This window comes from Desulfobulbus elongatus DSM 2908 (assembly GCF_000621145.1).
GTDB lineage: Bacteria > Desulfobacterota > Desulfobulbia > Desulfobulbales > Desulfobulbaceae > Desulfobulbus > Desulfobulbus elongatus.
On record NZ_JHZB01000040.1, the window covers coordinates 1 to 20,956 of the forward strand.

Genomic DNA, 20,956 nt, shown 5'->3' on the forward strand with positions numbered 1-20,956 from the left:
CATTCATGGTTCAACCGGTTTCGCAAATTGATACCACGATACGAGAAGACAGATCTCTCGTACATTGCACTCAACACATTGGCAGCCGCCATGATTGTCCTGAACAAGGTCATAGTTATTTATAGATAATCACTAACTCCAGGCGGAGTCGGTGTCGTCGTGCATGTGCTTGACGTCGTAGCCCAGCGCACCGTAGAAACTGGCCCCCGCCCCCCGGAGGAAGGGATAGCTCACGGCGGCGCCGGTGGCGTCCGCCCGTCCTCTGGCCCCAAGGAAGCTCAATTCCTTGCCCACGGAATAATCGGCATGGAAATGTCTGATTTCGGCTTTGATCCCGTCATACCCGAGGGGGATGCCGTAGCCGACGGCATACGTGTTGACACCCTGGCCGGTGGTTGAGCCGCCGAGGTTGATCGTGTCGCCGTTGCCGCTGAAATTGTTCACGAGCATCTGCGAGCCGTACTCTCACCGACCGGTATAGTGGTTGCCCCAGTTGTCGGTGTAGAGCTGGACTCCCGCCTTGGTGTCGTCGGCGATTTCCAGGAAAAGGTCGCCGGCGCCCGCCTCTTCCCCTTTTTTCAGGCGGGCGTTGATGTCGGCACCGCTCAGGTCGCTGATGAGGCGAAGTGCCCGCATCAGCGCATCGTTGGTCACGATCATGCCGGGCTTCACGGCGAACAGCATGGCCTCGATCCGATAGCTGCCGATATGGCTGTGATTCCGGATTTCAATCTTTCCGTACCTGCCGGGCAGGACAACGATCTCGACGACGCCGTCTTCGCTTTTCTTCGCCGAGATACGGGCTGAAGCGGCCAGGTAGCCTTTTTGCTGCATATATTTGCCAAGTTCGTCCGCCAACTCGTCCAGCCGGCCTGGGGTCAGCTCCCGGCCGATCTCGCCGTTCACCAGCCGCAACAGGTCATTTTCCGGCAGGGGCGGTTCGCCGCCGAGACGAAAACCCTTGACCAGGATCGCGCGCCGGCCGGCCTCCGCCGGTTTTTCCGGTTGTCGCTCCTCGACATCGAGCACGGTTTCCCCCCCTTCCTGCTCCGCCAGCGGCTTCGCCCCTTCCATGACCGTGCCGCTGTTGGGAGGAGCGGCGGAGGCAGAGGGCATGAATGGCGGTATCAGGAGCAAGGCGAGAACGGCGAGACGCGTTGTGCCGTCGGGGCGCCAAGGGAGGCTCATGCACGCATCCTTTTTTTGCGCGTCTCCCTTGAAAGGATCCGTTGCTTCATCGACGGAAATGAACAGAAAAAAAACGCCTTACGGCGGATTGGATCGGGCAGGACCACACCATTTCCTCAAAATCATTCGGCCATGCTTGCCGCACGAGCCCATCGGCGTGAAATATATCAAGAACGATCTGAATGAATTGTATATGAAAGAACGGATGATTCAATGTGTTATCTGAATAAAAAAATGCAGGGCAGGAAGGGGGGGGCGGGATGGATGAAAATGGCCGATCCCATTTCCTGGATTCAGATCGGTCTTGTTTTTCAGACGCGACGAATGATCGAGGCAGGGATGGCGGTCAGGTGTTCTTCGGGCGGCAAGGGCCGATGCCGTGCAGGTTGAGCAACTGGTAGAGCCGGGCGCGGGAGAGGCCGGAGATCCGGCCCATGGCGCCGATGTCGCCGTTGGTCGCGGTGACGAGCTGCCGCAGATACTCGAACTCCTGCCGGGCCTTGAACGTTTTCCAGGAGGGAAGGGGGAAGCCGGCCTGGGCGACGGCATGGTTCCGGGCGACGGCCGGTTCGCTCCTGATGTGCTCCAGGGTCTTGTTCACCCGGATATGATCGGGGAGATGAAAGGCGAAGAGGGTGGGGTGATGAAAGCCGTTGGCGAACACCTGTTCCATGGTCTGCTGCAGCTCGCGGACGTTTCCCGGCCACTGGTAGGCCATCAGGTGATCAAAGAGTTCGTCGGCGATGCCCTTGGAACCGACGTGCGCCCGGTCGCACAGGCGGGCGAGGAAATGCCGGACCAGAACGCGGATGTCCTCCTTTCTTTCCCGCAGAGGCGGCAGGTGCAGGGTGAGGGAACGGAGCCGGTAGAGCAGGTCCGTCCGAAACCGCCCCTGGTGCACATAGCAGTCAAGATCGCGGTTGGTGGCGGCCACCACCCTGAAGTCGCTGTGATCCTCCAGAGCCGCCCCGACCGGACGGAAGCGGCGTTCCTGGAGAACCCGCAGAAATGTCTTCTGGATGCGTTCCGGCAATTCGCCGACCTCGTCGAGAAACAGGGTGCCGCCGTCCGCCATCTTGATCAACCCCGCCGCCGCCCGGTCGGCACCGGTGAAGGCGCCCCGGACATGGCCGAACAGGGTGCTTTCGATCAGCGTTTCGGGCAGGGAGGCACAATCGACAACCACAAACGGCTGCGCGGAACGGCTGGAATTGTCATGGACGGCCCGGGCGAACACCTCCTTGCCGGTTCCGGTTTCGCCGGTGATGAGGACATTGGCCTCGCTCGCCGCCGCCCGGGCGAGGATATCCAGGCACTGGGTCATGGCGGCGCTTTTGCCGATGATGGCATCGCGCTTGAGCGCAACCGGCATCTTGCTGATTTTTTGTTTTTCCTCCCTGTACTGCAACGCCCTGGTCAGCGGCAGCAGGAGGTCGCGCAGAACAAGTGGTTTTTCCAGGTAGCTCCAAGCTCCTGACTGGATGGCATGCCTGGCGCCGTTGGGGTCGCCCGAACCGGTCATGATGATGATTTCCGGGCGCGAAGGGACGGAGGCAAAGAGGGGAAAAACCTCGAGTCCGTTGCCGTCGGGCATCTGCACGTCGAGAAAGATGACGTCAAAGGCGTCGTTGCGCGCTTTCTCGACACCAAGCGACAGGGTCGTGGCCGAGGTCGCCCGGTGGCCGGCCCGTTCGAAATACCTCATCAGCATTTCGGCCAGCATGGTATCGTCGTCAACTACAAGGATATGGGCCACAATTGGAAATGATTCGCGTTCATTGTCGTGGATTGCATGGCGCGCGCCGGCGAACCCTGCCGGTCACACGGGAGGGGGAGCGTCGCATCGAGACGGAGTATCAGAAAAATTATCCTATCACAACGGAAACATACCCTGCCAGGAAATTATGGAGCCCGCGCATGCGTGCCACCCCGAACATCCCGGGCACGAAGGTGCCGTCCCGGTGCGGTTTGATGGTTGAAGGTGCAGAGGAGGGCACGTTGTGCCGAACTTTTCCGGTCGACGCCTGTATTGGTCTGAAAAGACAGGGAACCAATTTCTCTCTCGGCAAGTAAAACGATTGACAGGTGGGGCCTGTCGCGTTATTGGTTCAACCAATTGAAAAAAAGGGAGCCTTGACGCCGGTGATCTCGAAAGAGGAAAAAAAATACACCTACACCGTACTGATCGAGCGGATCAGCGCAATGATCCGTACCGGTGAACTGGTGCCCGGCAACAGGCTGCCGCCCGAGCGCAAGTTGGCGGAAATGTTCGGGGTGTCCCGCAACAGTCTGCGCCAGGCCTTTCAGGCCCTGGCGGAGCGGGGCATCATCGAGAGCAGGCAGGGGGACGGCACCTACCTGCTGACGGCCATCGAGACGCCCCTGACCAGTGACGCCATCGCCGACGCCATCAGCGAACAGAGCGGTTTGTTGCATGAAATCGTCGAATTCCGCCGGATCGTCGAGCCGCAACTGACCGCCCTGGCGGCCCGGCGGATTACGCCGGAGGCCCTCGACCGGTTGAAAATAGTGGTCTGCGACCAGCAGCGGGCGTTGACGGCGGGGCGCGACGCCGACGGATTCGATGCCGAATTTCATCAGCTCTTGGCCGAAAGCGCCGGCAATCGGGTGCTCAGCAAGGTCATGGCCACCATTCAGTCGATCGTGAACGAAAGCCGGTCGATCTGGCTGCAAAGCAGCGAACGCCGTCTCGCCTCGGTGGAAGGGCATCTGCGGATCATCGACGCCCTGGAGGCGCGGGACACCGAAACAGCCCGCCTGGCCATGCGGGACCATATCGCCGAGATCGAACAGCACATCTTCGGCGAACAACAGCAGGAACCGGAATGAAGAACCGGGCGGCGCGATCCGTCCGGAGAGAAAAAACAAGCACCTCCGGGTGAGTGAAGGGGAACCGTATGTCTGTGGAAATTATCGTGATGTATCTGGTCGTGGGCTTGATCGCCGGAGTGTTGGCCGGCCTTTTGGGCGTCGGCGGCGGGGTGGTGATCGTGCCGATGCTGGTGTTCTGTTTTGTCAAGCAGGGTATTCAGCCCGACCAGATCATGCATCTGGCCCTGGGCACCTCGCTCGCCAGCATCATGTTCACCTCGATTTCCAGCTTCATGTCCCACCACAAGCGGGGAGCGGTGGAATGGTCCATTGTCAGGCGGATCGTCCCCGGCATCCTGCTCGGCACCTTCGCGGGGACATTTGTCGCCTCCCGCTTGTCCACCGGTTTCCTGAAAGGCTTCTTTTGCCTGTTTCTGTACGCGGTCGCCACCCAGATGCTGCTCAACAGGAAACCCAAGGCCTCGCGCGACCTGCCCGAAACGGCCGGCATGTTCGGCATGGGGTCGACCATCGGCGTGATTTCCGCCCTGGTCGGTATCGGCGGCGGTTCGCTTTCAGTCCCCTTCATGATCTGGTGCAACGTTCCGGCCCACCGGGCCATCGGCACCTCGGCGGCCATCGGTTTTCCCATCGCCATCGCCGGTGCGGTCGGCTACATCGTCAACAACCTGGGCGGCGTCGGCCTGCCGGCCTACAGCGTCGGCTACGTGTATCTGCCCGCCCTGGTCGGCATCGTCTGCGCCAGCATGCTGACGGCACCCTTCGGCGTGAGGCTGGCCCATGCCCTGCCGGTGGACAAGCTCAAACGCATCTTCGCCCTCTTTCTTTATGCGGTGGCCACCAGAATGGCCTGGGGATTGCTGTTCTGAGATACCGCCCCCCTCGACAACGGGAGGGCGGTATGCCGGCGGTCGGACAGTGCCGGTGGTGAGTCTGCGGGAACGGCGGCGGTGGCGCGCCGGTGTCTGATCATTGCGCACCCGTCATTGGCGTTGGCCAGGGACGCCCTGAGCCTGTTCCTCCTGCGGCTTCCGCCACTTCCGGCCCTGCTGCTGTTGTTGCTGACCCTCCTGGCGCTGTCGGAAATCCTGCCGCTGTTGGCTGGCTTCCTGCTGACGGCGTTGCATTTCCTGCTGCTGCGCCCGTTGCTGGTCTTCCCGGCGTTGTCGGAAATCCTGCTGCTGCCGCTGCTGGCTGGCCTCCTGCTGACGGCGTTGCATTTCCTGCTGCTGCGCCCGTTGCTGACCCTCCTGGCGCTGTCGGAAATCCTGCCGCTGTTGGCTGGCCTCCTGTTGACGGCGTTGCATTTCCTGCTGCTGTTGTTGCTGGTCTTCCCGGCGTTGTCGGAAATCCTGCTGCTGCCACTGTTGGCTGGCCTCCTGCTGACGGCGTTGCATTTCCTGCTGCTGTGCCCGTTGCTGGTCTTCCTGGCGTTGCCGGATGACCTCCTGGGCACGTGGCTGGTCGGGCTGTCGGGAAAACGGGCCGGGTCTTTGTCCGGGCTGCATTTCCAGGGGCGACCTGGTCCGCTGTTCGCTTCCCTGGGCGGTCGGGCCACGACTGGCCGGGGCCATCGCCTCCCGATCCTTGAGGGTGGGTTGCCGGTTGGAAAACGGCTGCGATGCCGCGGGTGAGGGGACGGCTGCTTCAGTCCGTTGCATCATCCGGTCGCGCGCATCCTTGGCGGCACGCATCCGCCGGAACTCATCCGAGCCGCCGGCCGGCCGGGCTTGGATTCCCTCGCCGCCGCCGCGCGACCCGGCCGCCTGTTCGGTGCCGAACATGAGCTGCCGCTGCCGTTCCTTGGGTTTCATTTCCCTTGTGCCGAACGAAACAGCCTCACTCGGTCGAGTCATTTTGTTGGCATCCACCAATTTGCTGCTCACCACGGGGGTCCGGGCGGCTGTCGCCGTTGGCCTCGTCCCCATGGGAATCCTGTCGAGATCCTGCCGGATCTGTTGCCGATCGATGCGGCCGGCATTCCGGATGAACCGCTGATTGTCGTTGATCCGGCCGAGAACGGCGGCATGCGGTTTGCGTTCGACCTTGGCGTCGTTGAAGGCAAACCGGCGCCTGTCGGTATCGTAGGTGCGGATGACGGTGTTGTCGATCACCGTGACCGGTTTGTACTTGCTGACGAGGTCCCCCCTGCCGATTCGCTGGACATAGGGCGTGTAGCGGCTGCCGCGGTACAGATGATCCCGCGAAATGACGACCGCGCGGTCGAGGTAGCGGTACCGGTTGATATTGAGATTGACCACCGCGGCCTGGTTGACCACCACCACGCGCCGACCCCACGGCCGGTGGCAGTAATAGTCCTCGTCCGGCGCCAGGGGGATCCAGCCGACCGAGGGCCCGCTGTGAATCCAGCCGACCCTGCCCGGATACCAGTTGAAACCGAGGGAAAAGCCGGGGGTGTCGCGGACGACCCGCGCCACCGGCGGCAACCAGTACCATCTCCTGAACGAGTCGACCCAGACCCACGACCCGTAATGATGGGTGACATAGCCGAACGGCTCGGCCGGAATCCAGCAGTTGTCGCCGTAATAGACCGTCCAGCGGCCCGCGGTGAACGGCCGCCATCCCGGATCGACCGTGGTCGGCAGCCACATGGAACGGTAATCGCCTTCGTAATAGACGCGCTCCCAGCGGCCGTTCTCTTCCAGGGCATAGGCTTCGTCTTGGAGGGGAGCGGGCAGATATTCGGCCCCCTGCCGGTGGGCGCGCAACCGCGTGGCCCAGAGACTGTCGCGCTGGCCGTTCCAGTCGTCCCAGGCCGCATCGACCGTGCTGTTGCCGCGGGCGGTATCGCGCCCGTCGGCGATCAGCGAGGCCTCGCCCTCCCGGACCTCGTACCGGGTTCCCGTGGCCCCGTGGACGAAATCGACACTGCCGCGCACGGGGATCACCTCCAGGGAATCGTCGCCGACATAGAGGTCGAACACCGCGCCTTCCGGCGCCACCACGTACCCGAACGGGGTGGTCACCTTGATGACGACATCCCGGTTGTTGTTGTACATCCGGACCAGGCCGGAGGCCACGTCCACGGTGGTGGCCTCGGGATCGAGGGAAATCATCTGAATCTGGGTGTTGCCGCCGATCCTGATCCAGGTCTTGTTCGGCAGGATGCATTCCGCCCTGGTGCCGTCCCCCGCGTAGAGGGCGTCCTCGAGGCCGAAAGGGGCGTCCTGGACCGTCGCCACCCAGTCCTCGTCCTCGGCGACATAGCGCAGGAGTTTGCCTTCGACGTGGGCGATTCGGCCGACAAGAATGCCGTCCTGCCCGTCGTCGGCCGCGGCCCTGGTATCTGCAGACAGCGGAGCCAGAAAGAGGAACAGCATGAAGATGAACAGACGTCCGGTCGTGGGCATGGTCGTATCCTCGGTGACGGTACCGCGATGCGCGTGGGGCTATCCGGTCGGTGGGCAGTACCAGAGTAGGCAGTACTGTAAAGATTTGTGCCGGGGAACGCAATGGGCGGCGATGCGGCGCCCGGCAAAAAGGTTGGATGCCTCCGGTTCAGCCGGTGGCGTCATCGGCAAAAGGGGTGACGCTGCTGAAATCCGGGGTGTAGCATTCGGCGCTGTCGGCATCCTGCAACCAACCGTTGCTGAAGCCGAGCCGGTCCAGCTCGGCGACCACCCGGTCGTATTCCCCGGGCAGAAGACGCCGGTTGAACGGGGGAAGATCGGCCACGGCGGCCGTGGGCCGGTACTGGGCCATCAGCGACACGGTGAGGCGTGGCGAAAGCTCGCGCGCCAGAAACCGGAGCACATGCAGGCTGTTCGTCACCGCGCCGGGCAGGACCAGATGGCGGACGATCAGGCCGCGCACCGCCAGGCCGTCGTCGTCGAGATGGAGCACGTTGCCTTTCTGGCGGTACATTTCCGCAAGGGCGGCCGTGGCGACCTCCGGATAATCGGCGGCTCCGGACAGTGTGCGTGCCAGCCCGGGATCGCTGTACTTGCAATCCGGCAGGTAGACATCCACCCACTCCTCCAGAGCCCTTAAAGTCGATACCGAATCGTAGCCGTTGCTGTTGTAGACGACGGTCGGCCGAAAGCCACGCCGGTGCCCAGAATGGCGGCAATGGCGTCCGCCGCCTGCGCCGGCGTTCCGGCGGTCCCGGAGATGACCTGCTCGTTTGCGGAAATCTGATGGTTCTGGCAGAAACGGCAGCGCAGGTTGCAGTGGCCGAAAAACACGTTGCAGATACCCAGCGGACCGCTGATTGCCGGCTCCTCGCCCCGGTGCGGGGTGATGGCGGCGATGTTCAGTCCGGCATCGGTCCGGCAGAAACCGGTGCCGCCGGCTGTGCGGTCGACGCCGCATTGCCGGCGGCACAGATTGCAGGAGCGCAGGGAGAAGGAGCGGACGGATGCTGGCACGAGGACGGATGACATGATCTATGACTGCACGTGGAACTGAGGCGGGCGCATGGTTGCGGTACAACTGCGGCCACTGTACCGCAGCATCCGCAAAAAGCACATCTTCCTTTTTCACCGGCCGGAACTGAGCGGCAATCGACAAAACAACAAAAGCCGTTCGCCCTGTGCGGGGCCAACGGCTTTTGTTGTTTGCAACACGCCGATCTTATTTTGTTTTCAGCTTTATCCAGTACTGCTCGTAGAGCTTGAGCGTGGATTCGTCCAGGCTGTCGAGGAACTCGCCCCGGGCCGTGTCTTGGGCGGACGGATTGACGATGGGATTGGCGCGCATGGCTTCGGGCAGGAACTCCGAAACCCCGGCGATGGGCGAGGAATAGCCCATGGATTCGCTGATGGCCGCCGAGACCTTGGGTTGCAGGATGTAATCGATAAACCGGTAGGCGGATTCTATGTTGGCCGCGCCGCGGGGAATGCAGAAGCTGTCCACCCAGAGGCTGAACCCCTCCGGCGGGTACACGTACCGAATCGCCCTGTTCTCGTTGTTGGCGGTGTAGGCCTCGCCGTTCCACACCAGGCCCACGGCCACCTCGCCGGACAGAAGCGCCTGCTTGGGTGAATCGGAATCGAACACCCGCACGAGCGGCATCAGGGTGCGCAGTTTCTCGTAAGCCTGGCGCAGATGTTCCGGGTCCTTCTCGTTGATGGAATAGCCGAGCGTTTTCAGGCCGATGCCCATCACCTCGCGGGGATCGTTGGGCAAGAGCAGCCGGCCTTTCAGCTCCGGTTTCCACAGATCCGCCGTTTTCTGCACGGTTTCGGCCGGCAACAGCGAGGTGTTGACCGCCAGGGCGGTCGATCCCCACATGTAGGGCACGGAATAGGCGTTGCCGGGATCAAAGGACTGGTTGACGAATTTTGGATCGACCTTGGCGAAATTGCTTATTTTCTTGGTGTCGAGCGGCAGCAGCATGCCCTGGCGCCGCATCAGGCCGACATAATCGGAGGAGGGCACCACCAGATCGTAGCCCTTGCCCACCAGCTTGAGCTTGGCATACATCGCCTCGTTGCTGTCGTAGGTGGAGATGTTGACGGTGATCCCGGTTTCCCTGGTGAAGTCGGCCAGGACCTGCTCCGGGATGTACTCCGACCAGATGTAGAGATTGAGCACCTTGTCCGCCGCGTTTCCCGAGGAAACAGCGGCCATGACCGCGAACAGCGCCAGTCGGAAGCCACGCAGGATCGTTTTCATTTTTTCTCCTTGAGCAGATGTTTTGAAAGGACGAGCGCCGTGACCGTGACGGCCATCATCACCACGCACAGGGCGTTGACATCGGGCTTGATGCCGAGGCGGACCATGGAATAGATGCGCAGCGGCAGCACCTCGAAATCGGGACCGGTGGTGAAGAAGCTGATGATCACGTCGTCGAGCGAGAGGGTGAAGCTCAGCAGCCAGCCCCCGGCCACCGCCGGCGAGGCCAGGGGCAGGACGATATGGCGGAACACCTGGTATTCGCCCGCGCCCAGGTCCCTGGCCGCATCGACGAGATCGTCCGGAAAGCCGACGAACCGGGAAAAGACGGTGGTCGCCACGAAGGGCACGCACAGCACGGTGTGGGCGAGCAGAAGGGTGGAGAAACCGAGCGGCAGGGACAGGGCGAGAAACAGCAGCAGCAGGGACAGGGCGATGACGATGTCCGGCGACATCATCATCACGAACAGGGTGCCGAACAGGGTGCGGCGGCCGGGGAACCGGTAGCGGTGGAGGACAAAGGCGGCGACGGTGCCCAGCAGGGTGGCCAGGGTGGCCGAGGCGGCGGCGATGAGCAGCGAGTTGAACGCCGTGGTCATCAACCCGCTGTTCTGCCAGAGCCTGACATACCAGTCCAGGGTGAAGCCCTTCCAGGCCAGCGAATATTTGGAGCTGTTGAAGGAAAAGACGGCCACCACCACCAGCGGCAAATACAAAAACGCATACACGCAGCCGGCATAGCCCCGGTGCAGCCAGCGGCTCATGGCAGCATCTCCTTGCCCGACCGGCGCCGCGCCAGGTGGTGCAGGACCAGCAGCAGTCCCATGGCCACCGTCATGGTGACGCTGGCCGCCGAACCCGTGGGGATGTCGCGGAAGACCAGGAACTGGTCGCGGATATAGTTGCCCACGAGCATGGTGCGGGCGCCGCCGAGGATGTCGGCGATGTAGAACATGCCGAGAGCGGGCAGGAAAACCAGCATGGTGCCGGCGATGATGCCGGGCATGGTGAGCGGAACGGTGATGTGCAGAAAATTCCGGACCCGGCCGGCGCCCAAATCCCGGCCCGCCTCCAGCAGTTGCGGGTCGACGGTCTTCAGGGCGGCGTAGAGCGGCAGGATCATGAACGGCAGCAGGGTGTACACCAGGCCGATGAACACGGCCACGGGCGTGTACATCAGGCGGAGCGGCTCGGCGATGAGGCCGGCATGCAGCAGCAGGCTGTTGACGACGCCGTCGGCCTTGAGCAGCATGACCAGGGCATAGGTGCGGATCAGGGAATTGGTCCAGAAGGGGATCATCACCAGGAGCAGGAGCAGCGGTTGTATTCTGGCCGGCGCGTGCGCCAGGATGGCGGCGAAGGGATAGCCGACCAGCAGGCAGAGCAGGGCGGCGACCGCGGCCAGCGCCACGGAATCCGCGGCCATGGTAAAGACCGTGGGCGACAGCAGGTGGAGATAGTTGCTTAAGGTAAGGCCGGGCCGGACCAGGGTGTCGGTGCCGCGCTCGAAGAAGCTGGCCCCGACCAGCATGAGGTAGGGAACAAGGGCCAGAAGCGCCATCCAGGCCCAGGTGGCGCCGATCAGCAACCGGCGGAAGAGGGTATTATTCTTCATGGGGCAACACCACTTCCCAACCCTCGTGCCAGCCGAGCGTCACCCTGTCTCCCGGTGTGCAGGAGAGCGTGTCGCTGTCCTCGTCGAAGAATTCGGTCACCTGGATGCGGGTACCGTTTTCCAGGCTCACCTCGACATCGTAGGTAGCGCCGTGATAGAAAATGCGCCGGACCGTGCCCTTGAGCCCGGCGTGGCGGATGGTGCCGGGCAGTTCGCGGGCCGGCGTGGCGGCGTCCTCCACCGCCAGGCGGAAATCCTCGGGCCTGAGCAGGATGTGCACCGGTTGGGCGAGGGACAGCGGCCGGTCGCTACGGAGTTGCACGGTCACGCCCTCGACCAGGGCCGTGTAGAGGTTCGGCCCGATTTTTTCGCGGATCACGCCGGCCAGCACGTTGATGTCGCCGACGAAACGGGCCACATAGAGGTTGACCGGCTCCTCGTAAATCTCCCGGGGCGATCCGATCTGTTCGATTCGGCCCTGCTGCATGACCACCACCCGGTCGGACATGGCAAAGGCTTCGTCCTGATCGTGGGTGACCAGGATGAAGGTGATGCCCAGGGTACGCTGTAACTGCTTCAGTTCCTTCTGCATCTGCTTGCGCAGCCGGTGGTCGAGGGCGGAAAGGGGTTCGTCGAGCAGCAGGACCCGGGGCTTGTTGACGATGGCCCGGGCAATGGCCACCCGCTGCTGCTGGCCGCCGGAAAGCTCGGCCGGCCGTCGTGCGGCCATGCCGTGGAGTTGCACCAGATCGAGCGCTCCGTTCACGGCGGCGGCGATTTCGTCCCTGGGCCTGTTCGCCATGCGCAGGCCGAAGGCCACGTTGTCGAACACGGTCATGTGGGGAAACAGGGCATAGTTCTGGAACACCGTGTTCACCGCCCTGCGCTCCGGCGGCACCCCGTCCGTGTCCCGACCGTCGATCAGCACGCTCCCCTTGGTGCAGCGCTCGAAGCCGCCGATCAGGCGGAGCAGCGTGGTTTTGCCGCAGCCCGAGGGGCCGAGCAGGGAGAGAAATTCACCGTCGGCCACGGTCAGCGAAATATCGACCAGGGCAGGGTGCCCGTTATACTGTTTCGTCACCCCCGCAAGGGTGACCACCGCCTTGTTCAACCTGGATACCTTGTTCGAAAAAAGAAATGAAGCCGGCTACAAACGACCGGCACTGCGCGCTGATATCGTCGGCAACGGCAGCCCCTGTCGCCGCTGCCCGTTATCTACAATGAATCGGGCGGAAGCGGCAATTGCAAAGACGATGGCCGCGCTTTTTTTAGGGATAACGGTGGGGAGGCGAGCGATCCAGGGAGAGACGGACAGGCGGCATCCGGCATCGGTCCGGCCGTCAAACCGGTGCCGGATGCGTGTTGGCAGGGCACGTCAGCGGCGGTCGCGCAGGCAGCAGATCAGGGTCTTGTAGACCAGCTTGGCGGCCAGCAGGTGGGCATGCAGGCCGTTTTTCTGGGGGACCAGGCCGGTGACGTCGAACCCGATGACCGTTTTCTCCCGGACCACCATCCGGATCAGATTGTTGAGGGTGTACCAGTCGAGGCCACCCGGCTCGGGCTTGGCCACGGCGGGCATGCACGCCGGATCGAGGACATCGAGATGAACGGCCAGGTACACCGTCTCGCTGAGCACATCAATGGCGTCGGCAGCGGCGTTGAGGCCGTTGTTGTAGATGTCGCGGGCGAACACCAGATTGTCGATATGAATCCTGCTCTTTTCGGCCTTGGCCATGCTGCGGATGCCGACATGGGACACCATGCATTTTTCCCCGACCCGCGTCATGACATCGGGTTCGTCCGGCGTGATCGGATCGATGAGATGGGGGTGGGCGGCCAGGTGCAGGACGCTGAGGTTGTTGTCCTGCGCCAGGGCCGCGCGGACCAGGCCCTCGGTGATCAGGTGGCTGCCGCCGATGGCGGCGACCAGTTTGCCTTTCTTGAAATGGGGGCTGCTCTGGTTGGCGATCTCGTCCGGAACCTCCTGCTGGTTCGCCGGGCAGAGCAGGGGCTCCAGGGTATGCAGCCCCAGTTCGTTGAGATCGGTATTGGTCTCGACATCGTAGGCGGACAGCATCTGCGAGGCCTGGAGAACCGCCTCCGGTCCCTTGTCCATGCCGGGGGTGCGGCCGGTGCCGCCGTACGGGATAGGCAGGATGATCGCCTTGGCCTGGTTGTAGGGAAGCTTTTTTGCCGGCAGATTGAGAAAGTTCATTCGTCAGCACCTCACAAGCAAAAATTTATGTGAACGACAGGGGCCGGCTTTGTTGGAATGCGGCTGCCGCGATCAATCGTATTCCCCGTCATACCGGTCGTCAGATTCGTCGATATCGGCGTCGATATCGTCATCCAGCAGCTTGAGGCGAAGAGGTTCGAGCGAACGAATCATGAATTCGGCCTCGCAATCGTTGCAGTAGACAATGTCTTCTTCCTCGCAAAAACCGTCCACGATGATGTCGCCGCCGCAGATCGAACACTCCTCGATCTGGACATCTTCCTCATCATGCTCTCTGTCAGCCATGGGTGCCCCTAAAAGTTGGGTTTGTGCCGCCGGGCGGGCGGCCTGTTGATCCCGCTCACCCGCCGCCACGGTCCGGGAACCGTTTCGTCCGCGGCGGGCATGCCGTGTTGCACGCAGATGGAAATATACCACATCCGCTCTGTCAACAAAAAATTGGTAATCAATAATAATATCTGTAAAATGGCTCCTGTTCTCCCCGTGCACCGATGCGGGAAACTGCACGAAATCGGGGGTGCGGCGTCCTCGGCAATTTGCTTGCTTTTTGCAGGGAGACCCGGTATGCGGAAACAGACCATTGCGCCGCGCATACCGGACCTTTTCCCCGATCCAGCCACCCGGCGCCCACCGAGACACCACCACCAACGAGGTGCGAGATGCTTGTTGTCGCCTTTAATGGAAGTGCCCGCAAAAACGGCAATACCGCGATGATGATCGGCTATCTGTTCGAGACGCTCAAACAGGAGGGCATCACCACGGAGATGGTGCAGTTGTCCGGCGAGCATCCCCACGGCTGCATCGCCTGCTACCAGTGCTTCAAAAACAAGAATGGCCGCTGCATCGTGGAGAGCGATTGCATCAACGGCTGTATCGAGAAGATGGCGGCGGCCGATGCCATCGTCATTGCCTCGCCCACCTATATCGCCGACATTTCCACCGAAACCAAGGCCCTGATCGATCGGGCCGGCATGACTTCGCGGGCCAACGGCGACATGTTCAAGCGCAAGCTGGGCGCGGCCATCGTCACCCAGCGCCGGGCCGGCGGCGTGCATGCCTTTGACTCGATCAACCATTTCTTCACCATCAGCCAGATGATCGTCGTCGGTTCGTCGTACTGGAACATCGGTTTCGGACGGGAGAAGGGCGAGGTGGCCGAGGACAGTGAAGGGGTGGCCACCATGCGCGATCTGGGCAGAAACATGGCCTGGCTGTTGCGAAAGATTCATGGCTGAGGCCGGACGGCAAACGGACGCGCCGCGTTTGCCCCGCCGCGGGATTGGCCGGGCAACTTCTTGATTTGTTAAAAATTAATTTGACCGACGTTCGAGAACGCCCTATAACAGTACAATACCAATCGAGCGGGCGGGCACGGGCAACACCGGTTGTCCTGACTGGGGATTTCAGCGCCGGGAGAAGGCGATGCTGGTCATTTGCGAAGAGTGTTCCAAGAAGTACAACATCGATGAATCCAAAATGAAAGGGGAGCGGGCTCGTTTTACCTGCCAGGAATGCGGTCACATCATTGTGGTGGAGAAGCAGGCGGGCGGCCCGGCCGCTGCGCCCGATGCGGCCGCCCCCCAGTGAGCCAGGCCGGACTGTTCGAGCGGAAAGCCCGACCGCAGCCATTTGCAGCACGTTGTTTACGTTATGCTTTTACCGCGTGAAAAACCCTACCTGGGTGGCTTGAACAGCTACTATCTGCACCTGGAACGATTCATCGAACACCTGCAGGGTGAAATCGGCTCGGGCGGCCTGCACTGCCTGTCCCCCAGCCTGGAAATGATGATCTACTTCAATGAATACGAGGTGATCAGCAATCTGCTCCAGGAAAAGGACCAGCCGGCCGCCTTTGTTTCCTCCCACGAAATCGCCCGCAGCGCTTTTTACAGTTCCATGTATGGGGTCAACGTCTTTCAGCTCGATGCCCATGCCATCTTCTTCTGGGCGCAGATGCCGACGTTTCAGCGGGCCAAGGCCTCGTTGAAATCAACGGAAATTCCCTTGCCCGATCTCATTTTCCGCCTCAGGCAGAAACAATTCTCCGGTTTCATCGATGTGCAATTGGTGAAAAAAAACGATGGCGGCACCCTGTTCTTCAACGAAGGCGACCGGGTCGGCGGATCGTACTCCTGGGGCAAGGGGGGGATGAGCACCTCCGACGAAGACTACAATGCCCTGCTCAGCCGGATCCAGCTGAACGAAGGGATTTTTACGTTCGGCACCTTCCTCAAGGACTGAGCGGCGATACCTCGCTACATCCATCGGCCCGCCCGTCCACCTCTCCATCTTTCCCTGCAACCGTCTCCTCCCAGCCCTTGCCGGCCAACTGGCCGCAGGCCGCGGCAATGTCCTCCCCCCTGCTTTGGCGGATGAAAACCGTGTAGCCACGGTCGCGCAGGATGCGCTGGAAGCGGAGGATCCGATCCTGGCCGGGGCTTTTGTAGGCGGGGTTGCCGGCGGGGTTGACCGCCAGCAGATTGATTTTGCAGGGCACGCCCCGTAAAAGATCGGCCAGTTGCCCGGCATCGGCATCGCTGTCGTTGATGCCTTCAAGCAGGGTGTATTCGAACATGATCCGTTTGCGCCGCTTCTGGCGGTAGGTGCGGCAGGCCTCGATCAGTTGGGCCAAGGGGTAGCGTTTGTTGATCGGCATCAGCCGACCCCGGACCGCATCGTTGGCCGCGTGCAGGGAGACGGCCAGGTTGACGTCGGTGAGGTCGCCCAGTTGCTGCATCTGCGGCACCAGGCCGCAGGTGGACACGGTGATGCGGCGGTTGGAGAAATCGAGGCCGCGCTGCTCGGTGAGGATGGCGATGGCGTCGAGGAGGTGGGCGAGGTTGGCCAATGGCTCGCCCATGCCCATGAAGACGAGGTTGGTGAGCGGCGCCCTGTCATGGGCAAGCGCCCAGTCCCGCACCGCGCAGACTTGGTTGATGATTTCGGCCGTGGTCAGGTTGCGGATGAAGCCCATGGTGCCGGTCAGGCAGAAGTCGCATCCCATGGCGCATCCCACCTGCGAGGAGACGCAGAGGGTGGTGCGGTCCTCCTCGGGGATGAGCACCGATTCGATCAGCTGCCCGTCCTCCAGGCGAAAGGCGAATTTGACCGCGCCGTCGCGGGAACACTCCACCTGGGCGTCGTCAAATCGGCTCATGGTCGCCGTCTCGGCGAGGATGGCCCGGAACTCCTTGGCCAGGTCGGTCATCTGGGCAAAATCGGTGATGCCGGGTTTATATATCCAGGCCAGGAGCTGACGGCCCCGGAACGCAGGCTGCCCCAGGGATTCGACAAAGCCGACCAGTTGCTCCTGGGTAAGATTCTTCAGATCAGTTTTCGGTTGCGGCGTATTCATCCTGTCGATGAAGTGTTATATATATATTTGTTTTATTGAATATTTTACACTTCAATCACAGTGCCCGGCACGGTTCCGGCTTCAGTGGCAGGACACCGGCCAGGGCCTGATCGATGGTGGCCAGCATGGCCTCCCGGTCCTTGGGCAAACGGCCGCTTAAGGAAAAATAGTTCGAGGCATGGTTGGCGTGAAACTGGGTGCGGAACGGTTCCAGCTCCGCCAGCAGGCAGCGCAGTTCCTCAAACAAGCCGGCGGGATCGGGCAGGAAAAAGCGGCCGGCGCGCATCTGCCGGTACAAAGGGGTGTTGGCCAAGAGCATCAGGGTGAGGACCGCGATCTGGTGCGGCTGCATGCGGCTGAGTACGCGGGCGGTGGCCCGGGCATGGTCGAGGGAGCACTCCGCGCCGGCAATGCCGAGCAGGCAGGTGACTGACAGAAACATACCTGCGGCACGCACGCGCCAGCCGGCATCGATCATCCGGCCGCTGTCCACACCCTTGGCAATGGCCCGCAGCGTCGGATCGTGACCGGTCTCGAGCCCCATGTACAGCCTGCTTAATCCCAACGCTTTGTATTCATTGAGTTCTTCGTCGGTTCTCGCCAGGATGTTCTGGCAGGTGGCATAGGAACTCACCCGGCGAATCCAAGGCAGTGTGCGCCGGATATGTTGCAGCAGGGCGACCATCTGCGCATGGGGCAGGGCCAGGGCATCACCGTCGGCGAGGAACAGGGTGGTATGACGCCGGCACCAGGTGGCGGCAAAATCGAGATCCGCCTCGATCTGCGACCAGGGTTTGATCCGGAAGGGTTTGGCGCCATAGGCGCCGCAGAAGGTGCAGCGGTTATGGGAGCAGCCGGTGGTCACCTGGAGGATCAGGGAAAAGGCCTCGCTGGGCGGCCGGATGATGTCTCCTTGATAATCCACGGGCAGCAGGGACAGCCCGGTCCGCGACAATCGGCCGCGAACCGGGCTGAGATGCGATCAGCCGTTTTTCTTGGCGAAATCGGCCATGAAGCTCACCAGCTTCTCCACGCCCTCCTTGGGAAAGGCGTTGTAGATCGAGGCGCGGCAGCCGCCCACCGAGCGATGCCCTTTGAGGCCGTCAAGACCGACGGCGGTGGCCTCGCGGACGAACTGGGCCTCCAGCTCCGGGGTGGGCAGGTTGAAGGTGACGTTCATCAGCGAACGGGATTCCTTCTCGGCGTGGCCGCGATACAGATCGATGCTGTCGATGGCCTCGTAGAGCAGCGCCGCCTTGTCGCGGTTGATCTTTTCGATGGCGGCGACGCCTCCCATCTGCTTGAGCCAGTGCATCACCCGGCCGACGCAATAGATGGCGAAGCAGGGCGGGGTGTTGAACATGGAATCCTTGTCGGCATGGGTTTTATATTTGAGCATGGTCGGCACCGTGTCGTCGACCCGGTCGAGGAGGTCCTCACGGATGATCACCACGGTGACCCCGGCAGGGCCCATGTTTTTCTGGGCTCCGGCGAAGATCAGCCCGAATTTGGAGACATCCACCGGCCGCGACAGGATATCCGAGGACATGTCGGCGATCAGCATGGCCTCCTTGGTCGGCATGGCCGGAAACTGGGTGCCGTAGATAGTGTTGTTGGTCACGAAATAGAGGTACTGGCTGTCGGCCGCAACAGTGTATTCGTCGTCGCGCGGCACCCGCTTGTAGGTGATCTCCTCGCTGGAATAGGCCACCTCCACCTGGCCGAACAACTTGGCCTCCTTGATCGCTTTTTTGGCCCATACGCCGGTGTTGAGGTAGGTGGCCTTCTGACCGCTGTGCAGCAGGTTCATCGGCACCATGAAAAACTGCGTCGAGGCGCCGCCCTGGAGAAAGAGCACCTTGTAGTTGTTCGGAATGCCCATCAGCTCCCGGATCAAGGCCTCGGTCTCCTCGGCCACGGCCATGAAGGCCTTGGAACGGTGGCTGAGTTCGATCAGGCCGATGCCCGAGTTCCTGAAATTGACGACATCGGCCGCCGCTTCCTTCAGAACGGCAGGGGGCAGGGTAGCGGGACCGGGGCTGAAATTGAAAATTCGTTCGGGCATGGTTCTTCTTCTCCTTGGCACAGAAGGGGTGATGGGAAACACAAAGTTATCGGCGGAGCTGCCGCAGGGCTTCATAGAGAACGATACCCGCGGCCATCGCCAGATTGAGGCTGCGGATATGGGGATTGCTCATGGGGATTGTCAAACAGCGGTCACTATACAGTGCGAGAATGTCTTCCGGCAAGCCTTTTGTCTCCTTGCCGAAGATCAGCATGTCGCCGGCTTCGAACCGGGCCTCGGCATAGGATCGATCCGTTTTGGTGGTGAGAAAATAGAGCTGCCGTTCGTCCTGGTCCCGGAGAAAGGCATCGAAACTGGCCCAGTGGTTGATGCGGACATGGGGCCAGTAATCGAGCCCGGCCCGCCGGAGGTGCTTGTCGTCGACGGCGAACCCCAGGGGATGGACCAGGTCGAGGACGGTGTCGGTGGCGCCGCACAGACGGGCGATGGAGCCGGTGTTGGGCGGTATTTCGGGTTCAACCAGAACGATATGCAGAGCGGGCGCGGCCATGGCGAATTCATCAGGCACGGAAACGGGAAAAGTGGCCCCGTATGTACTGAAAATGGATAGATGTTGCAAATTTAAAAATACGTTTTACATTCTTTGCTCCGTTTTTGTTGATGGTGTGACGCATCCCTTCCCGCAGCCGACGGGAACGGTCCTCGGCGGGAAAACAGGCATCATGCGGGTGTTTTCCGGCGAACTTGCGGTTGCGCCCTTCATGCTTTCGACACCGTATCCCTTTTCTATGCGGATGGAACCATGGCACTGATCGTTCAAAAATTTGGCGGGACCTCGGTGGGCTCCACGGACAAAATCAGGGCCGTGGCCCAACGGGTATTGAAAAACCACCTCCAGGGCAACCGCATGGTGGTGGTGCTGTCGGCCATGTCCGGCGAAACCGATCGCCTGAGCAACCTGGCCCTGGCCATGCAGCATATCCCCGATCAGCGGGAGATGGACATGCTGCTCGCCACCGGCGAACAGGTAACCGTGGCCCTGTTCGCCATGGCCGTCAAGGATCTGGGGCATAGCGCCGTTTCCCTGCTGGGGGACCAGGTCGCCATCCGCACCGACAGCATGCACACCAAGGCCCGGATCCGGTCCATCGACCCGGCCCTGATCAATAGCCATCTCGACCAGGGGAAGATCGTGGTCATCGCCGGTTTTCAGGGGGTGACCGAGGACGGCGACATCACCACCCTCGGCCGGGGCGGCTCCGACACCACCGCCGTGGCCCTGGCCGCCGCCATGCGGGCCGATGCCTGCGAAATCTTCACCGATGTCGAAGGGGTCTACACCACCGACCCCAATATCTGCCCGCAGGCGCGGAAAATCGATTACATCAGTTACGACGAAATGCTGGAACTGGCCAGCCTGGGGGCCAAGGTCCTGGATATCCGGTCAGTGGGGCTGGCGAAGCGATTCCGCGTGCCGGTGCAAGTCCGTTCCACTTTTTCAGAAAATATTGGCACCTGGGTCGTCGAGGAGGAAAAGATCATGGAGTCCATGCTGGTTTCCGGCATCACCTACAGCAAGAACGAAGCTCGAATCACCATTAAACAAGTTCCGGACCAGCCTGGAATCGCGGCAAAAATATTTCTTCCCATCTCCGATGCCGGCATCCTGGTCGACATGATCATCCAGAACACCACCGACGGACGGTTGACCGACATGACCTTCACCGTGCTGCGGCGCGATTACGATCGGGCCATGGACATCCTGAAGAAGGTGGCCGAGGCAATCGGCGCCCAGAACGTGACCGGCGACGAATCCATCGCCAAGGTCTCGATCGTCGGGGTCGGCATGCGCAACCATCCGGGAGTCGCCTCGACCATGTTCCAGATCCTCGCCAAGGAGGGGATCAACATGATGATGGTCTCCACCTCCGAAATCAAGGTTTCCTGCGTTATCGCCGAAAAGTACACGGAACTGGCGGTCCGGGCCCTGCACGACGCTTTCGCCCTGGACAAAGAAAACCTGCCGGCGGAAGAAACAGAATAACG

Annotated in this window: 23 protein-coding genes and 1 pseudogene; 8 read left to right on the plus strand and 16 right to left on the minus strand. The window is 61.7% G+C overall.

Annotated features, from left to right (window positions below; all coding sequences use genetic code 11):
• A pseudogene (locus Q362_RS24890) lies at nucleotides 1-129 on the plus strand (IS5/IS1182 family transposase); the annotation flags it as partial.
• A 3-nt stretch (nucleotides 130-132) separates the two neighbouring features.
• Here the strand turns inward: Q362_RS24890 and Q362_RS0115245 are convergent.
• From Q362_RS0115245 to Q362_RS0115260, 3 genes are all read right to left on the minus strand, one after another.
• Complete coding sequence (locus Q362_RS0115245) at nucleotides 133-444, minus strand: hypothetical protein (protein WP_169737440.1); 312 nt, start codon at nucleotides 442-444, stop codon at nucleotides 133-135.
• 21 nt (nucleotides 445-465) lie between these two features.
• On the minus strand, nucleotides 466-1,116 hold the full coding sequence (locus tag Q362_RS0115250; RefSeq protein ID WP_211248512.1) for a ShlB/FhaC/HecB family hemolysin secretion/activation protein: 651 nt from the start codon (nucleotides 1,114-1,116) through the stop codon (nucleotides 466-468).
• 418 nt (nucleotides 1,117-1,534) lie between these two features.
• Nucleotides 1,535-2,944: a sigma-54-dependent transcriptional regulator gene (locus Q362_RS0115260; RefSeq protein WP_028319381.1), complete on the minus strand. Its 1,410-nt coding sequence runs from the start codon at nucleotides 2,942-2,944 to the stop codon at nucleotides 1,535-1,537.
• 386 nt (nucleotides 2,945-3,330) lie between these two features.
• Between Q362_RS0115260 and Q362_RS0115265 the strand changes: the two genes are divergently transcribed.
• Both Q362_RS0115265 and Q362_RS0115270 read left to right on the plus strand, forming a co-directional pair.
• Complete coding sequence (locus tag Q362_RS0115265) at nucleotides 3,331-4,038, plus strand: FadR/GntR family transcriptional regulator (RefSeq protein ID WP_157470183.1); 708 nt, start codon at nucleotides 3,331-3,333, stop codon at nucleotides 4,036-4,038.
• 68 nt (nucleotides 4,039-4,106) lie between these two features.
• On the plus strand, nucleotides 4,107-4,910 hold the full coding sequence (locus Q362_RS0115270; RefSeq protein WP_028319383.1) for a sulfite exporter TauE/SafE family protein: 804 nt from the start codon (nucleotides 4,107-4,109) through the stop codon (nucleotides 4,908-4,910).
• 114 nt (nucleotides 4,911-5,024) lie between these two features.
• Here Q362_RS0115270 and Q362_RS23770 read toward each other — a convergent pair whose 3' ends face one another.
• The 9 genes from Q362_RS23770 to Q362_RS0115310 form a co-directional block, all read right to left on the minus strand.
• Complete coding sequence (locus tag Q362_RS23770) at nucleotides 5,025-7,412, minus strand: DUF6600 domain-containing protein (protein ID WP_035217007.1); 2,388 nt, start codon at nucleotides 7,410-7,412, stop codon at nucleotides 5,025-5,027.
• A gap of 148 nt (nucleotides 7,413-7,560) precedes the next feature.
• Complete coding sequence (locus Q362_RS24585) at nucleotides 7,561-8,031, minus strand: radical SAM protein (RefSeq protein ID WP_051554378.1); 471 nt, start codon at nucleotides 8,029-8,031, stop codon at nucleotides 7,561-7,563.
• A gap of 17 nt (nucleotides 8,032-8,048) precedes the next feature.
• Nucleotides 8,049-8,444, minus strand: a complete 396-nt coding sequence (locus tag Q362_RS24590) for a radical SAM protein (protein ID WP_051554379.1) — start codon at nucleotides 8,442-8,444, stop codon at nucleotides 8,049-8,051.
• Nucleotides 8,445-8,634: 190 nt separating this feature from the next.
• Complete coding sequence (locus tag Q362_RS0115285; protein ID WP_028319384.1) at nucleotides 8,635-9,678, minus strand: extracellular solute-binding protein; 1,044 nt, start codon at nucleotides 9,676-9,678, stop codon at nucleotides 8,635-8,637.
• Nucleotides 9,675-10,442: a spermidine/putrescine ABC transporter permease PotC gene (gene potC, locus Q362_RS0115290; RefSeq protein WP_051554380.1), complete on the minus strand. Its 768-nt coding sequence runs from the start codon at nucleotides 10,440-10,442 to the stop codon at nucleotides 9,675-9,677. The genes Q362_RS0115285 and potC overlap by 4 nt, the downstream gene beginning before the upstream one ends.
• A complete protein-coding gene (locus tag Q362_RS0115295) occupies nucleotides 10,439-11,293 on the minus strand; it encodes an ABC transporter permease subunit (protein WP_028319386.1) in 855 nt (284 codons plus the stop codon). Before Q362_RS0115295 ends, potC begins: the two co-directional genes overlap by 4 nt.
• Nucleotides 11,283-12,404, minus strand: a complete 1,122-nt coding sequence (gene potA, locus Q362_RS0115300) for a spermidine/putrescine ABC transporter ATP-binding protein PotA (protein WP_028319387.1) — start codon at nucleotides 12,402-12,404, stop codon at nucleotides 11,283-11,285. The genes Q362_RS0115295 and potA overlap by 11 nt, the downstream gene beginning before the upstream one ends.
• Before the next feature lie 264 nt (nucleotides 12,405-12,668).
• On the minus strand, nucleotides 12,669-13,508 hold the full coding sequence (locus Q362_RS0115305; RefSeq protein ID WP_028319388.1) for an arginase family protein: 840 nt from the start codon (nucleotides 13,506-13,508) through the stop codon (nucleotides 12,669-12,671).
• Between the two features lie 72 nt (nucleotides 13,509-13,580).
• On the minus strand, nucleotides 13,581-13,814 hold the full coding sequence (locus tag Q362_RS0115310; protein ID WP_028319389.1) for a hypothetical protein: 234 nt from the start codon (nucleotides 13,812-13,814) through the stop codon (nucleotides 13,581-13,583).
• A 374-nt stretch (nucleotides 13,815-14,188) separates the two neighbouring features.
• Between Q362_RS0115310 and Q362_RS0115320 the strand changes: the two genes are divergently transcribed.
• The 3 genes from Q362_RS0115320 to Q362_RS0115330 all read left to right on the plus strand — a co-directional run bounded on the left by Q362_RS0115320 (nucleotide 14,189) and on the right by Q362_RS0115330 (nucleotide 15,770).
• Nucleotides 14,189-14,764: a flavodoxin family protein gene (locus tag Q362_RS0115320; RefSeq protein WP_028319390.1), complete on the plus strand. Its 576-nt coding sequence runs from the start codon at nucleotides 14,189-14,191 to the stop codon at nucleotides 14,762-14,764.
• 187 nt (nucleotides 14,765-14,951) lie between these two features.
• Nucleotides 14,952-15,116, plus strand: coding sequence for a zinc-ribbon domain-containing protein (locus tag Q362_RS23040; protein WP_084312838.1), 165 nt, complete (start codon nucleotides 14,952-14,954; stop codon nucleotides 15,114-15,116).
• Between the two features lie 63 nt (nucleotides 15,117-15,179).
• Nucleotides 15,180-15,770 carry a hypothetical protein gene (locus tag Q362_RS0115330; RefSeq protein WP_157470185.1) on the plus strand — a complete coding sequence of 197 codons (591 nt, stop codon included), beginning with the start codon at nucleotides 15,180-15,182 and terminating at the stop codon, nucleotides 15,768-15,770.
• Here the strand turns inward: Q362_RS0115330 and rlmN are convergent.
• The 4 genes from rlmN to Q362_RS0115350 are packed head-to-tail and all read right to left on the minus strand — an operon-like array spanning nucleotide 15,760 to nucleotide 19,460.
• Nucleotides 15,760-16,884, minus strand: coding sequence for a dual-specificity RNA methyltransferase RlmN (rlmN, locus tag Q362_RS0115335; protein WP_028319392.1), 1,125 nt, complete (start codon nucleotides 16,882-16,884; stop codon nucleotides 15,760-15,762). The genes Q362_RS0115330 and rlmN overlap by 11 nt on opposite strands.
• Nucleotides 16,885-16,939: 55 nt before the next feature.
• A complete protein-coding gene (locus Q362_RS0115340; protein WP_028319393.1) occupies nucleotides 16,940-17,809 on the minus strand; it encodes a radical SAM protein in 870 nt (289 codons plus the stop codon).
• Between the two features lie 57 nt (nucleotides 17,810-17,866).
• Nucleotides 17,867-18,949, minus strand: a complete 1,083-nt coding sequence (gene serC / locus Q362_RS0115345) for a 3-phosphoserine/phosphohydroxythreonine transaminase (RefSeq protein WP_028319394.1) — start codon at nucleotides 18,947-18,949, stop codon at nucleotides 17,867-17,869.
• Between the two features lie 46 nt (nucleotides 18,950-18,995).
• Entirely contained in the window at nucleotides 18,996-19,460 is a 465-nt protein-coding gene (locus tag Q362_RS0115350; protein ID WP_028319395.1) for a tRNA (cytidine(34)-2'-O)-methyltransferase, read from the minus strand.
• On the opposite strand from Q362_RS0115350, the gene Q362_RS23780 reads away from it, so the two are divergent.
• Nucleotides 19,459-19,722, plus strand: coding sequence for a hypothetical protein (locus tag Q362_RS23780; RefSeq protein ID WP_157470187.1), 264 nt, complete (start codon nucleotides 19,459-19,461; stop codon nucleotides 19,720-19,722). The genes Q362_RS0115350 and Q362_RS23780 overlap by 2 nt on opposite strands.
• Nucleotides 19,713-20,954 (plus strand): aspartate kinase, encoded by a 1,242-nt coding sequence (locus Q362_RS0115355; RefSeq protein WP_028319396.1) that lies wholly within the window; start codon nucleotides 19,713-19,715, stop codon nucleotides 20,952-20,954. Before Q362_RS23780 ends, Q362_RS0115355 begins: the two co-directional genes overlap by 10 nt.
• Nucleotides 20,955-20,956 lie beyond the last annotated feature (2 nt).